The following is a 15,321-nucleotide window of genomic DNA, read 5'->3' on the forward strand; positions in this document are numbered from 1 at the left end:
TTTTGGTATTTTTATTGTTTATTTAATTATTGGTCATTTGATCAAAATCATCAACCATATCTTTTGGCCCTACAACAGATAAAATATCCTTATGGTGTATTTTATATTTTGAGTCGGGCGCAACAATCACTTCACCTTCATGACGTACGGCAATGACATTTAAGCCGAATTTTTTGTGAATATTTAGTTCGGAGATAGTTTTTCCAGTAAAGGTTGGATTGACAATCTGAACTTCTGCCATTGAATAATCATCAGATAATTCGATAAAATTTAACATATTTGGTGCTAGGAGTTTACGACCAATACGTTCACCCATTTCTCGTTCGGGCTGAACAACCAAGTCAGCACCGATTTTTGTTAAGACACGTAAATGGGTGCGATTTTCGGCTTTTGCGATAACATTTTTAGCACCGAGATCTTTTGCGTTGATTGTAGCTAAAATGCTTGCCTGCATATTATGACCGATAGCAATGACCACGTGATCAAAGCTTGCAATATCTAATTTTCGTAAAACGTCGTCTTCTTGTGCATCAGCGATGACAACTTGAGTCGCAATATCACGATATTCATTAACGTGTTCTTCATTGATATCAATGCCAAGTACGTCTTGTCCATTGGCAATAAGGGTTTCGAGTAACGCACCGCCAAAGCGGCCAAGTCCAATGATAGCATAAGTTTGGCGCATAATGAGTATCTCCTAAATTTTTATAACATAGCTATTAAGCTAACCGATAATGACTGATTCTTCTGGGTATTGGTATGGTGCGTGATCTGAGTGTACGTTTAGAATTGAGAACATGACGGTGTAGACACCCACACGCCCAATAAACATGGTTAGCATAATAACGCACTGTCCAAAAATATTTAAGTGCGGTGTGAGACCGAGTGTCAATCCAGCTGTTGCGAAGGCACTGACAACTTCAAAAATGATATATTCTAACCCGTATTTGGAATCAGTACCTTGTGTTAACATGAGTAAAAATGACAAAACACCTAAGAAAAGCAGTGATACAAATATCAGTAAGAGTGATCGTGAAATATTTTCGTTTGTCAACCGACGATGTGCAAAGGTAACATCTTTTTTACCACGTAAAGCAGCATGTGTTTTAAGTAGTAAGACACCCAACGTTGTTGTTTTGATACCACCAGCTGTGGAACCAGGTGTACCACCGATATACATCATCATAATTGTTAACAAAATTGTAGCAGGGGCCATTTGACTGAAACTAAATTGTGAAAATCCAGCTGTACGATAAGAAATTGACATAAATAGGGTGTTTGCAACCCGATTAAATCCAGATAAATGTGGTGCAATGGCTAAATTATTTTCAGTTAATTCAAATAATAACCAGCAACCAATAATGAGCGCACCAGTCATCACAAGCGCGAGTTTTGAATGTAAGGTTAATTTGTGTGAATGGCGATAGAGTAAGACATCACGCCAGACTAAAAACCCTAAAGATCCGGCGATAATCAAAGCGGCAATAATGAGTAAAATCCAAGGCTGGTTGGCATAGGCCATATCGCCAGCTGGTAAAATTGAAAATCCAGCGTTACCAAAGGCTGAGACAGCGTGGAAAACAGCATAGAATAAGCCACGCTTGATACCAAAGTCATGGACAAAAAAAGGTGTTAATAGAATAGCGCCAACAATTTGAATAATAATCGATAATTTAATGACGTAACCAAAGACGGCTCTGGTATCGTAAAGACTCTCTAAGCTATAAACTTCTTGAACCATCATTTTATCACGTAAATTCATTTTTCGGCGAGTTGCCGTAAAAAGTAAAACCGAAAAAGACATGAATCCCAAAGCACCAATTTCAATTAAACACATGATCACAATTTGTCCAAAAATGGTCCAATGTGTTGCTGTATTAACGACAGTTAAACCTGTGACAGAGGCAGCTGAAGTTGCGGTAAACAAGGCATCCATAAACGAATGCCCCATGTCGCCATTATAGCTAAAAGGTAGCATAAGCAGCAGAGCACCCACAGTGATGACTGATAAAAATCCTAACGTTAAACGTTGTGGCATAGAGAGACGCGATAGAAATGTGCGTCGTTGGGATTGGTTATGAAATTTCTTCATTTCTGCTGCGGTCGGGAGCTCTATTTTCCGTGACATATTTTACTTAATTCAACTTCCTTTATATTAAAAGTGAGGATTTAACTATTTTAACATGCTTTATTTCATTATACACGTTATAAAGTTATGGATTGATGTCAAGTAAAATAGTCTGTGCGAATCATTATTTTGGCTGGTGATGGGAGAAATGATAGTGCTGTTTTTAGGATACAATTGAAAATACAAATTAACGGTCAAAAAGCTGCAGATCTTTTAATGGTCATTGTCGAAAATAAGGATAAAGGATTTGCAGCTTTTGTCTATTTTAAAATATCTTGAATCACATGAGCTAGTGAAATGGTTTTCATTTGGTCATAAGCAGCAGTCTCAATATCATCATAAAATTGATTTAACGTATCTTGAATATGCCCACCGACTAAACAGTTGGGGTTTGTTTTAGGGTCAATGTGTAGTAACTTATGCGTCATATTGATAGCGCAATAAACAGCATAGATACTTATATCATTCGGTGATTTTGCCAGCTCTGGTGCTGCTATACCTTGGTGTGTTGTCAACAAGTTTGCCGCCCGTAAGTCGAGCATTAAATTACGCACTACGCTGGCATTTGAACCAATGCTTGCTGCAATGGCTTTGCTAGATAAATCATGTTGTTTAAATATCTCAATATAAGCTAAAATGTGTATTGCATCGCTTAATTTATATGAAACGCGCATATTCTCATCCTATCAGTTAGTTATTCAAGCATTATAGCACAGTTATGAGGCGCAAAAAAGGCATCTGATTAACGATGCCCTTTGATAATTTTAGTTGCGAGCCAGAATTTCCTTGAGTGCTGCTGGTAGTGGTGTTAAGTCGCGCCCCAAAATGTCGGCTAAATCCGTTGAAACCACGTCCAATGAACCTTCATCAATTGGTGATTGGAATGAAGCAAACAACCCTGCCAAATCGTGTGGCAAACCGCTTTTTTCCAATGTTGCAACATATTCTGCCAGTGTTTCTTTTGTCACTGTAATTTTTTCTTGTGTTGCTTGCGCTAAGGCCAAACCAAGTGCTTCATAATCATTGACAGATCCGGAAAATTCATAAATTGCCTTTGGTGAATCGCTGACAAGTACTTTAATAGCAGCTTCAGCATATTCGCGTTCTAAAGCCCATCCAGCACGGCCAGATGCCCAGTAGGAGGTGGCATGTTGGCTGGCACCCGCGGTGATAAATCCCATTTCGTTTTCAAGATACCAGTTATTTCTCAATAATGAGTATGGCAGACCGGATGCAATCAATGCGTGTTCAGTTACAAGATGATCGCTAGCCAGCGCGCTAATTGACTTGTCTGCTTGAGCAAAACTTGTATAAGCTACAAATGAGACATTGTTAGCTACTAAAGCATCAACAACATTTTGATGCTGTGTTTCACGTGGAACTGGACCACCGGGTTGAGACGAAATAAACAACACACGGTCGACACCAGCGAATGCACGTGTCATTGAAGATTTATCATCATAATCTGCTTCACGTACATCAGCACCGGCAAATAATTCGCGCGCTTTTTCTATGTTTCTAGCAATGACAACAATATCTTTGACCGCGACTAATTCTTGTAGGTAGTGGTAAGCTAATTGGCCAAAGTGACCTGTTGCAGCAGTAATTGCGTATTTCATGGTATTTTTTCCTTTTCTATTATCTATACAAGTATTATAGCACAACTTGTTGTTTATAAAACAACAAGTTGTTAAAACAATTAAGTGTGCTTGTATAATTAATTCAAATAAAAAATATATGCTATAAAAGTGCAGCTCATGTCCGACGCCCATTTTAGCAATTGAAACATTAATTGGTGAGCGTTCGCCAAATATGTGACTATTGATTTTAGAATGCGTATTGGATGGGTATAACGTCTATGATAATCAGTTTGGATACGAGTTGCTTGTCAATGCCTATCTTTTGGATTGTTTGTTATCTGAAAACAAAGCAATAGGGGAACAAACAACTAGCATGATAGCGCAAATAAGGTAAGTTTTACTAAATGCCTGATTCAATTGTGTGTTTTTCTGTCGTTTAATTTGATGTAGCACATTTTGCAGTTCATTTTTTTGCGCTAACAGTTGAATAGCTGTTGACACCTTGTTTTGACCATTTTCAAGTGTTGTGCTGCCACTTAATAGTGCACCAATGATAGCAGTTAGTTGTGTATTGGAAACAGTTAAATGACTTGTTTTTCTGAGTGATTCGGTCAATTGACTATTGCCAGTGCTTAGTTTCTGTGCAGCATCGTAGAGCGTTTTATAGTCTGTACCCGGTTCTGGAATAGGTAAATGACTTTTATCTGAAGCAGCTTTTTTAAGTTTATTCGTCAGTTGAGCTTGCTTAGCCGTGTAGTCAGTATTTTTGCTGTCATTATTTGAAAATAGTGATTTGATTTCGGTTGTTGCTACGTTTCTAACAGTATCCGACATATTTTTGCTGTTAACAGCTGCAATTGCAGTGTCTCTGATATTGTTTTTAGCAGTAGCAACATTTGCATTGAGTATCGTTACTAAAACAGCAATTCCTAAGCACATACCAATTTGACGAGCAGAATTAGCAATGCCAGATCCGGTACCTGTTTTAGCTTGCGGTAAATGTTTAACTGAGGATACATAAGATACAGTGGAAAATCCAAATCCGGCACCGCTAATAATTAAGAATACAATCATTACTGCTCGAGAAGTATCTGTGGTTATGAATGATAGCGTTAAAAAGCTCGCTGATATGAGCAATATACCAATAAAATTAACAGGGTTAGCGCCAATTTTGTCGGCTAATTTGGTGCCTAGTGGCATACCGACAACGATTGCTAGAGAAACTGGAATAATGGTTAATGCTGAATGCAAGGCAGTGTAGTTTAAAACGTTTTGTAAATAGTAATTAAAAATAACACTTGGAACAACCAAAGCAAAACCAGTGATTAAATAAACAATGCTTGAAGCTGTGAATGTTTTTTCACGGAAAAGATTGAATTCAACTATAGGAGATGACGCTTTGAATTCCACGAAGATAAATAGTATTATGCCAATAATACCAGCACCAAAACTTGATAAGATTAGGGTTGAGGTCCAACCGTATTCTCTGCCTTCAAGTAGACCAAATGTTACACCACCTAATATTAGTGTTAACATTAGCATGCCAAGTATGTCGAAGTTACCAGTCAAGGTGTCGTCATAGGATTCACTTGTAAAAATGAGTACAAGTAGGAAAGCGATGACGCCAATTGGCACATTTAAGCCAAAAATCCAATGCCACGAAGTATATTCTAAAATAATACCACCGGCAGCAGGGCCACTAGCCGCGGCAAGAGCCGTAAACGCACCGACAACGGCAGCGATCTTAGATATGTTTTGTTTCCCTAAAAGATGAGTACCTATTGGTAAGACAAGAGGTGTGATAATCGCACCGCCAATACCTTGAAAAAATCTAAACACGAGTAACATGGACAGTGAATTAGCATACATACAAGCTGCAGAAAATAAGGTGAAGCAAGCTAACCCCAGTAACATGATTTTTTTTCGGCCAAATCTATCAGCTAGTTTAGTTGCAGAAATCATAAATACAGCAAGTGCCAATGCGTAAATCGTTGCCACCCAACTGGCACCAGATAAATTAGTGTTAAATTCTGTCATGAGCTTAGGTAGGGCAATGTTAACAATTGTACTATCTAGTGTTCCCATAAACATGGCAATGATCAGACCGCCAAAACCAAATAACTTTCCTGTTCTACTCATGAAAGAGACCCCCCGCTTTGAATAACATTGTTAATTTCCTCCTTTTGCACTACTTAATATGTAGTCCTAACTTTTGTCACTTGTGTGACATCAATGTATAGTGTACGCTAAACATAGTGAAAGAAACGTGATATGAATACTATTTTAACTAGTGACTCATTTTCCCAGATGTGTGAATCATGAAATTATGACCCAAAGGAAGATAATATGAAAAACAGAATAGCGGGACAAACTAGTGGCAGAATTAGGGATGCATTGTTGACATTATTAAAAGAAGAACAGAGTTTGGGGAAGATAACAATAGCAGCATTGAGTGACGAAGCAGGCATTTCCAGAAGAACTTTTTATCGCTACTATGCATCTAAAGAAGAAATTTTAACAACGTACATAGCCAGTTTGATTAATGATTATATTGCAAAATTAAGGCAAAGTCGTTTAGAAAAATTTGAAGATTTTGTCTTTTTTTTCTTCAATTTTTGGACGCAATATGCTGACGAATTATCAATTCTACAAAAGGCAGACTTATTCTCACTTATTGTAGAGACCAGTAATAAAATGATACCTGTTTTATATCCTACTGTTGGCGCGCCGTGGCAGATTCCATCAAAAAATCAGCGGGACATTGTGTATGCTACGAGATATGGCATTGGCGGCTTCTGGAATGTATTGAGTCAATGGTTGGCAGTTGATAGAGAAAATATTAGTGTGTCAGAATTATCTCATATTCTTTTGAATGCAATGACATCAGCACAGGGTAAATAATGACTAGATTACTAGTTCAATTTTTATGGATTTCTTACTATCATGAGTTGTTTGATATTTTATTTTTTTGAAATCATTGTATAATTTATAATACGACAGATAAGTAAGGGAGATCATGTGATAAATAAAGAGTTTGATGACATTGAAGAAGAAAATACATATGAAAATATCAATTTTTCAAGTATGAGGGATAAAATCCGCGTATCAGATGTTACTTTTATAAACTGTACGTTTGATCAAAATAATTTCAAAAACAGTGAATGGCTAGATTGTACATTTTCAGGGATTAATTTTTCTAACTTTAACTTTGAAAATAGTGTATTGTATAGAATTGAATTTAAAAATTGTAATTTATTGGGAACAGATTTTAGCGGTAATACTTGGAAAGATAATACAATAGAGAATTCCAGAGCTGATTATGCAACATTTAATTCGTCTAAACTGACAAATACACACATTAGAAACTCTAATTTTAATGAAACCTATTTTAGAGAAGTAGTCTTCCAGAAAGGCTTTGTAGCAAAAGAAAGCACATTCAACCATGCGGACTTTTTGGAATCAAAGCTAACAACTGTAGATTTATCATCAAGTGATTTTGATGAAATTATTTTTACGTCAGGTAACATCAAAGGCTTGATAATTAATCAATTTCAAGCGCATATTCTTTTAAGTGATTTTGGTGTCATTATTCGTTAAAATTAGCTGTACCATGTGTTTTGAAAATTAGAACTGTGTCGTTACTATATTGATAATAGTTGTCTATTAGATCAATTATTCAGTAAATTAATTGAAACAATTGGACAGTAATAAACATGATATAATATTCTTTAACGAAAAAGCCACGAACAATGTGTGTTCGTGGCTTTTTTAAAAATATTTTAGAAAGTGGAATTGCGTGAGTCGGATCACGACTGACGCTTTGGTAAAATATAATGACCGAATTAACACCAGTCATTGAGATGCGACATATTATCAAAAAGTTTGGTAATTTTGCGGCCAATGATGACATTAACCTACAAGTCCAACAAGGTGAAATTCACGCGTTACTTGGTGAGAACGGTGCAGGAAAATCAACATTAATGAACATTCTAACAGGCTTGTTGCAACCAACGTCAGGAGAAATCCTGATTAATGGCAAACAAGTTACGGTTGATTCACCATCAAAGTCTGATGCACTGGGTATTGGTATGGTGCATCAACATTTTATGTTAATTGATGCTTTTACAGTAACAGAAAATATTATGTTAGGTTCAGAGATTACAAAGGGGTTGACGTTAGATACCAAAACAGCAGCCCAAAAAATCAAACAATTATCTGAACAATATGGTTTGCAAGTTGATCCCTATGCTAAAATATCAGATATTTCGGTTGGGCAACAGCAGCGTGTTGAAATATTAAAAACACTCTATCGTGGCGCTGATATTTTGATTTTTGATGAGCCTACTGCTGTGCTAACACCACAAGAAATTGATGAGCTGATTGCAATTTTCCATAACTTGGCCAAAGAAGGCAAGTCAATCATTCTAATCACACATAAACTTGACGAAATTCGCGCTGCTGCGGACACTGTGACGGTGATTCGTGCTGGAAAATCTATTGAGACATTTCCAGTTGCAGGTGTATCATCGCAGGAGTTAGCTGACCTCATGGTCGGTCGTGAGGTGCATTTCAAGACGATCAAGGATACTGTTGAAGTCGGGAAAACAATCCTTAAAATTGACAAGATTGAAGTCCAAAATGCGCGTGGCATTGCTGCCGTTAAAGATTTTTCGTTAGACGTTAAAGCTGGTGAAATTGTGGGCATTGCGGGAATTGATGGCAACGGTCAAACAGAATTAATCCAAGGAATCACTGGTTTAGCCAAAGTGCAATCTGGTACTGTGTGGTTGCAAGGTAAAGATATGACGAACAAAACACCACGTCAAATCACTGAGACGGGTATCGGGCATATTCCAGAAGACCGGTTGCGTTTTGGTATGGAAGTCGAGATGACTTTATCAGAAAATTTGGCACTACAAACGTACTACAAATCGCCTCTTTCAAAAGCTGGCGTACTACAAACAGTTGCAATGGATGAATTAGCTAATAAATTAGTCAAAGAATTCGATGTACGTTCAGCCGGCATTCAAGTGACTGCGGGCTCAATGTCTGGTGGTAATCAGCAAAAAGCGGTCATTGCACGTGAGCTAAATCGTGATAATGACCTTATTATTGCCGCACAACCTACACGAGGGTTAGATGTTGGTGCTGTTGAATATATACATCAACGTTTGATTGCCCAGCGGAATGCAGGCAAAGCGGTATTGGTTGTGAGTTTTGAGTTAGATGAAATACTTAACTTGTCAGATCGTATTGCTGTTATTAATGCCGGTCAAATTGTAGGTATTGTTAATGCAAAAGATACGAATAAACAAGAATTAGGGTTGTTGATGACGGGAATGAGTTTAACAGATGCACGCGCAGCACTCAAAGAAACGGTGAATGCCTAATGACAACACAAAAAAATTCATTTTCAGTTGCCCTATTTTCGGTTCTTTTTGGACTCATTATTGGTGCCATCATTATGTTAGTATTTGGTTATAATCCTATTTCTGGTTATATGGCATTACTTGGTTCAGCCTTTGGATCAATGCAAGATATTGGCGGGGTTTTGACCCAAATGACGCCGTTAATTTTAACAGCGTTAGGTTTCACAGTGGCCCAAACAGCTGGCTTCTTCAATATTGGATTATCCGGTCAAGCATTAGCAGGCTGGGTTGGGGCTGTTTGGTATAGTCTCAGTTTTCCAAATATGCCAGTCTATCTGATGATTCCTAGCGCATTGATTATAGGCGCTGGATTGGGTGCCTTAGCGGGTGCTATTCCAGGTTGGTTACGGGCACAATTTGGTGCTAGTGAAGTGATTGTTACTATCATGATGAATTATATTTTATTATTTTTAGGTAATAATATTTTACAAAATACGATGTCTAAAGGCATTAAAGAATCTGCAGAGACGACAAAACAAGTTGGCGCAAATGCGTCTTTGCAAATGAAATGGTTAACTGATTTAACCCAAGGCTCTAGTATTTCAGCGGGTATCTTCATTTCATTAATTATGATTATTGTCGTGTGGTTTATCATGACAAAGACAACACTTGGTTTTGAAATTCGTGCAGTCGGCTTAAATACTGATGCAGCAAAATACGCAGGTATGTCAACTAAACGGAATGCAGTTGTGGCTATGGCTATTTCTGGTGGTTTGGCTGGCTTGGCCGGCACAATTGAAGGTCTTGGTAATTATTTAAACTTCTTTACACAAAATGGGTCACCAGCAATTGGATTTGATGGTATGGCCGTTGCCTTATTAGGTGGTGGTTCATATCTTGGTATTCTTGGTGCTGCGGCTATCTTATCTGTATTAAAAATTGGTGGTTTAGGTATGCCAATGTCTTCTGGTGTCCCATTTGAATTAGTTGATATTGTGACTGCTTCGATTATTTTCTTCGTGGGAGCCAGTTACTTAATTAAACTCATGCAGGCACGCATCAAAGCCATGGATGACAAAGCCGCCCAAACAACTGAAGCGAAAAAGCTTTCAAATGTTGGTTCGGCCAGCGATAGCAATCAGAAGGGTGGTGAATAAATATGTCATTGATGGCGATGTTAGCACTTATTATTTCTAGTACATTAGTTTATTCTGCTCCGTTAATTTTTACTTCAATTGGTGGTACATTTTCCGAACGCGCTGGTGTTGTTAACGTTGGTTTGGAAGGTTTCATGGGGATGGGGGCGTTTGCATCAGTAGTCTTTAATCTCACATTTGCAGATACTTTAGGTGCTGCAACACCTTGGTTAGGGTTATTAGCTGGGGCTATTGTTGGACTACTATTTTCCCTATTACATGCAGTTGCGACAGTCACATTACGTGCAGATCACATTATTTCAGGGACAGTGATTAATTTGATGGCACCAGCATTGGGGGTGTTCTTAATTAAAGTACTCTATGGAAAAGGCCAAACAGCACCTATTGCACAAGATTTTGGTTATGCGTCTGTACCAGGTCTGTCAAAAATTCCTTTATTTGGACAATTATTTTTTGAAAAGACGTCTGGACCAGCATGGTTGGCAATACTTGTCGCAATCATTTCATGGTATATTATCTTTAAAACAAAATTCGGTCTACGTTTACGTTCGGTCGGTGAAAATCCACAAGCAGCTGATACGCTGGGATTGAATGTGGCACGGTTACGTTATTCAGGGGTTATGATTTCCGGGCTGCTTGGTGGGGTTGGTGGTGCGGTTGTAGCACAATCTATTTCATTGAATTATTCCGCTAGTACAATTGTTGGTCAAGGATTTATGGCTATGGCGGCAATGATTTTTGGCCGATGGAACCCCATTGGTGCGTTATTTGCATCACTTTTCTTCGGTTTGTCACAATCATTAGCAGTGATTGGGGCACAATTACCAGGATTGAACAATGTGCCATCAATATGGTTACAAATTGCGCCTTACATCTTAACAATTATCGTGCTCGTGTTCTTCTTTGGTAAGACGCGTGCCCCTAAGGCTGATGGTGTGAACTATATTAAAGCAGCTTAGCTGTTAGTGTGTGACACAAACCAAAAAGGCTAAATTTTTTGGACGGTGAATTTTTCTATACACCGCGTAACATACTTTTACAAAAACAATTTTAATAAGGCATGATAGTTTTGATTTACTGGTCAAAACTATCATGCCTTATTTTTGTACTCAAAGGATAATACATCGCAAGTATGAACACTAGCTGTCGACTTATATAAAGATCAAAACTTATCACGTATTATGCTGCATTGTGAAGGATTAAAATATTGTTGCGTTGGACAATAATTAAATCTTTGACTGATCATGTGATTGCAAATTGCAAAGTATATTTTATAATATGCTTTGCTTTAATTAAAAATTAAGTTCTTATTGACAGGTTTTATATTAACCTGTAATATTATATTTTTAGTGAAAAAGGGAACTGTTATTAACGCATATTCTCAAAACAACGGCAGTGCCGATGGTAGTTGGTACGCGGATTAATTCAAAAGGATCTGTGAATTCTATTCATGGATCTTTTTTATGGCTAATAATAAGACATATGGGGGAAATAAGATGAGTTTTTGGGTACATCGATTCAAATTAAAACAGTATTTTATTGGCATCATGATTGCTATGGCTATTGTTATTTTTCACGCTGGTTCAACAATTTTAAATAACTGGTCATTTTTAGATCAGTCACCTTTTTTATTTACACCATTTACAAAATGGATTTCAATTGATTCCGGGCCAATAACACTGCTCTTATTTTTGAGTTTACCACTATTGTGTTGTTTATCAGGGAGTCAAATATATATTGATGATGTTGAATCTGGTTTTATTTGGCATGTTGTTCAAAAAAAACCATTAAGAAAATATATATTAAATATTGAGATGATTTCTTTTTTTAGTGGATTTGTAACTGTTTTTATACCATTATTAATAAATTATGCTATTTTGTGGTTTTTTTTACCATATTTATTGCCAAATTTAATTATTAACGAAAATTTAACAGTATTAAACACAACGTCTTTTTTTGCTAATACATATTACACCAATCCATTATTGTTTATAGTTTTTTACATGCTACTACCGTCTTGTTTTGGCGGAATATACGCTTTATTTTCGACTATGATTGCTTGCATTACGAGAAAAAAGTTTTTGAGTGTAACGGCCAGTTTTCTATTTGTATCTGTATTATCTGTTATATCAGGAATTTTGCCCAATATATTTTATGCACCAAACTTAATCTCCATAGCTTCTAGTCCAGTTTATTTACCAAATGTTCTGCGCGTTGTTTCTAGCTGTATGATCATAATGTCATTTATTTGTATATCAATTACATTAGGAGTTAAACGTTATGTTAATCAGTAAATATCTTGCAAGAAAAAAAACGAGTATACAACGAATAGAAGAATTGCTAATTTTTATGACATGGACTGTTTTGTGTCTTTTTGGTATTGTGGGTGCAACTAATCACCTAAAATCGGAACAAAATTTATTCGAACTTTTTTTTACTGCAATTCAGAATCCTAGAAATCAAGTCCATTATGGCATTCCTCTAATGATTGTGATGGCTTTAATAATGTTCATTAAACCTACTGCGCATGAGATCTATATTTTAATTAATAATAAGTCTTTGGGAAAATTTGTGTGGCTTTATTCTTTTAAAATTGCTTTATTTTTTTTATGTGGTTCAGTGACATCTTTACTTATTTTTTATGCGTTGATTCAAGACAATCACTATGTTGTGAAGCAGAGTACAGTTATTTTTAGTTTAATACTTTTATTATTGTATTTTCTGAGTATGTTTACTTTAATATTATTGTTGAATTTCTTGACCGTCATATTCAATAAATTAGTTGGATTAATGTTCGGATTCATACTACTTTTTTTTGAAAATTTTTTATTTACAAATTTACATGCAACGTTATTTTTCTCCCGTGGGTTGTGGATTGACCCCAAAAGTTATAATAGTTTATTGATTTTCAATCTTCTTATCTTCCCAGTATATTTATATTGTATCTACCACTCAAATAAGTTGCTTTTAAGAATTGGTATAAACTTATGACACAGTTGCACTATAATTTGTTATTAAAAAGGAATCGTGTTTTGTATTGGGAACAAATACGAATCAAGTTTATAATTGTCACGCTAGTTTATGTGATGCTTCTGCTACAAGGAAGACATCAGCAACAATTCTACGGTGTCTTCTATGGTGTGCTACAAGCACCAAATGATTTTGTCATGCCAATTCAATGGTTTTTCATCATGCTATTGCCCGTTGCTGTCATTGGCGATAGTTTCAACCAATTAGTTAAGATAGGGTATCCATTGTTGAATCGTGTTGGATTAGGTACTTATATTCTCAGTATATTTCAAATCATGTCTGAAATGTTATTTCTGTTTTGGCTTTTATGGATTTTAATACCTGGGAATAATCAGTATTATTTATTTAGTGTTATCCTTTTTTTAAATAGTAGTCTGGGTATATTTATTTTTTCATTGATCAGCTTGTTTTTACCGCCAGTTATTGCATATTTTATAGCTATATTGTTAGCAATGGGGACAATTGCTAACAATAAATTACCAATACTATCTCAATTTATGCTTAGTCGTTTTGATTCAAATTTAATGATTAACCTGTTTAACACAATTATTTTGATTTTAATTGTGATCATATTATTTAGTTGCATTCGGTACATAGAATTTACACAGATAAGGAAATAAAAATGTCACAAATTGTTGTTGAGTTACGTCATGTTAATAAAAAGTTTAAAAGGAAAAACATACTGAACAATGTCAATTTAAAAATTTATGAGAATCATGTTTATGGTTTTAGTGGTCCCAATGGTGCTGGAAAAACGCTGACATTTAAAACAATATTAGGTTTTATAAAGCCTACCAATGGTGACGTGATAGTTGAAGGGAAACTTATCAGAAAAGAAGTGATGTTTGCTGAAAATATTGGTTTTTCAATTCAAGAATATGGTGTATTAGGAGATAAAACAGCTACAGAAAATTTATCCTTATTCAACATATTAAATAATCAGGATGAAACAGCTGACATGAATATACAACAACTATTATCATATGTCGGGTTGGATCCTAATAATAAAGATAAGGTTAAGCACTATTCACTTGGTATGAAACAAAGATTATCATTAGCAGTTGCGCTTTTAAATGATAATAAAATTCTTATTTTTGATGAACCTACTAATGCGTTAGATGATTCAGGACAAGATTTTCTTGTCGCGATGATTAATGATTTAAAGCTAAAAGGTAAAACTATATTGATATCCAGTCACGATAAACCTTTTTTGAATCAAGTTTCTGACCACATATTTAAATTTAACGAGGGCACTATTGTAGGTGAGCAAATACTATGAAAAAATATCTAGTACTAGTTATATTTTTTTTATTAGTGTTGTTGTTTACGGTTAAGTTGCATATGCAAAAAAAATATGCTGATTTCGAAGTTAATCAGTCCAGTATTAGTTTAGCAAATTCAGATTTATCATTAAATAAAAATATTATCTTATTAAAACATCATCAGAAAATAGTTAAGCATGGTATTGACGAAAATGCTGACTTATATATGGCTAATTTAACCGTCAATGTAACAAAACCGGAAATGGCCTTCCCAGTTGAGTCGTTTCGTCTATATTCTGAAAAAGATGGGCAACCATACGCACCAAATAGTTTTCTTAAGTTTAAAATTAATGGTATAGAAGATAGTAAAAAATTGACTGTAGGTACAAATAAAATCGAAATGACGACACCAATTTTAAACAAAGCAACTAAATATTATCTAGTTTTTGTGCAGCATAGTCAGAAAAAATTTGATTTAATTAATATTAAGTAATGCATATTTTGAGGTTGTGTTGAAATTTAATTGTGTTCGTTTGTAATCATTAAGCCAAGAACAATCTGTTTTTGGCTTTTTTATTTTGTCATAATGGGATTACTGCCGTTTTTATACTGTTGGCAGATTGCAAAACAAGAATGACAACAAACAAGGCGACTTAGCACAAGCACTTAACAAGTGTTTATTTAGTTATACTTACTATTGCAATAGGGGAAGGAATAGGTGGCTAACGCTAATTCAGATACGATTAAACTACAAAAATAAAAAACCACGTCATTCACTTCAAATGACGTGGTTTT

General features: G+C 35.6%; 14 protein-coding genes. 9 read left to right on the forward strand and 5 right to left on the reverse strand.

The window, feature by feature from the left end:
* Window positions 1–22: 22 nt before the first annotated feature.
* The 5 genes from EUI_RS0102550 to EUI_RS0102575 all read right to left on the reverse strand — a co-directional run bounded on the left by EUI_RS0102550 (window position 23) and on the right by EUI_RS0102575 (window position 5,847).
* Window positions 23–685: a potassium channel family protein gene (locus EUI_RS0102550; protein ID WP_010015845.1), complete on the reverse strand. Its 663-nt coding sequence runs from the start codon at window positions 683–685 to the stop codon at window positions 23–25.
* Between the two features lie 39 nt (window positions 686–724).
* The gene (locus tag EUI_RS0102555) at window positions 725–2,128 is read right to left on the reverse strand and encodes a TrkH family potassium uptake protein (RefSeq protein WP_010015847.1); all 1,404 of its coding nucleotides are present in this window, start codon (window positions 2,126–2,128) and stop codon (window positions 725–727) included.
* A gap of 260 nt (window positions 2,129–2,388) precedes the next feature.
* Window positions 2,389–2,802, reverse strand: a complete 414-nt coding sequence (locus EUI_RS0102565; RefSeq protein ID WP_010015849.1) for an RrF2 family transcriptional regulator — start codon at window positions 2,800–2,802, stop codon at window positions 2,389–2,391.
* Window positions 2,803–2,892: 90 nt separating this feature from the next.
* The gene (locus EUI_RS0102570) at window positions 2,893–3,747 is read right to left on the reverse strand and encodes an NAD(P)H-binding protein (RefSeq protein ID WP_010015850.1); all 855 of its coding nucleotides are present in this window, start codon (window positions 3,745–3,747) and stop codon (window positions 2,893–2,895) included.
* Window positions 3,748–4,023: 276 nt separating this feature from the next.
* The gene (locus EUI_RS0102575) at window positions 4,024–5,847 is read right to left on the reverse strand and encodes an MFS transporter (protein WP_010015852.1); all 1,824 of its coding nucleotides are present in this window, start codon (window positions 5,845–5,847) and stop codon (window positions 4,024–4,026) included.
* A 207-nt stretch (window positions 5,848–6,054) separates the two neighbouring features.
* Between EUI_RS0102575 and EUI_RS0102580 the strand changes: the two genes are divergently transcribed.
* The 9 genes from EUI_RS0102580 to EUI_RS0102625 all read left to right on the forward strand — a co-directional run bounded on the left by EUI_RS0102580 (window position 6,055) and on the right by EUI_RS0102625 (window position 15,019).
* Window positions 6,055–6,609 (forward strand): TetR/AcrR family transcriptional regulator, encoded by a 555-nt coding sequence (locus EUI_RS0102580; RefSeq protein WP_010015854.1) that lies wholly within the window; start codon window positions 6,055–6,057, stop codon window positions 6,607–6,609.
* A gap of 117 nt (window positions 6,610–6,726) precedes the next feature.
* Window positions 6,727–7,305: a pentapeptide repeat-containing protein gene (locus EUI_RS0102585; protein WP_010015855.1), complete on the forward strand. Its 579-nt coding sequence runs from the start codon at window positions 6,727–6,729 to the stop codon at window positions 7,303–7,305.
* Between the two features lie 236 nt (window positions 7,306–7,541).
* The gene (locus tag EUI_RS0102590; protein WP_010015856.1) at window positions 7,542–9,098 is read left to right on the forward strand and encodes an ABC transporter ATP-binding protein; all 1,557 of its coding nucleotides are present in this window, start codon (window positions 7,542–7,544) and stop codon (window positions 9,096–9,098) included.
* Window positions 9,098–10,234, forward strand: a complete 1,137-nt coding sequence (locus EUI_RS0102595; RefSeq protein WP_010015857.1) for an ABC transporter permease — start codon at window positions 9,098–9,100, stop codon at window positions 10,232–10,234. Before EUI_RS0102590 ends, EUI_RS0102595 begins: the two co-directional genes overlap by 1 nt.
* Window positions 10,235–10,236: 2 nt before the next feature.
* Complete coding sequence (locus tag EUI_RS0102600) at window positions 10,237–11,193, forward strand: ABC transporter permease (protein WP_010015858.1); 957 nt, start codon at window positions 10,237–10,239, stop codon at window positions 11,191–11,193.
* Between the two features lie 504 nt (window positions 11,194–11,697).
* Complete coding sequence (locus EUI_RS0102605) at window positions 11,698–12,528, forward strand: hypothetical protein (protein ID WP_224145117.1); 831 nt, start codon at window positions 11,698–11,700, stop codon at window positions 12,526–12,528.
* Between the two features lie 693 nt (window positions 12,529–13,221).
* Window positions 13,222–13,884 carry a hypothetical protein gene (locus EUI_RS0102615; RefSeq protein WP_010015863.1) on the forward strand — a complete coding sequence of 221 codons (663 nt, stop codon included), beginning with the start codon at window positions 13,222–13,224 and terminating at the stop codon, window positions 13,882–13,884.
* A 2-nt stretch (window positions 13,885–13,886) separates the two neighbouring features.
* Window positions 13,887–14,543: an ABC transporter ATP-binding protein gene (locus EUI_RS0102620; protein ID WP_010015864.1), complete on the forward strand. Its 657-nt coding sequence runs from the start codon at window positions 13,887–13,889 to the stop codon at window positions 14,541–14,543.
* Window positions 14,540–15,019, forward strand: a complete 480-nt coding sequence (locus EUI_RS0102625; protein WP_010015865.1) for a hypothetical protein — start codon at window positions 14,540–14,542, stop codon at window positions 15,017–15,019. The genes EUI_RS0102620 and EUI_RS0102625 overlap by 4 nt, the downstream gene beginning before the upstream one ends.
* Window positions 15,020–15,321: the final 302 nt, after the last annotated feature.

The sequence above is a fragment of the Leuconostoc gelidum subsp. gelidum KCTC 3527 genome, assembly GCF_000166715.1.
GTDB classification, from domain to species: domain Bacteria; phylum Bacillota; class Bacilli; order Lactobacillales; family Lactobacillaceae; genus Leuconostoc; species Leuconostoc gelidum.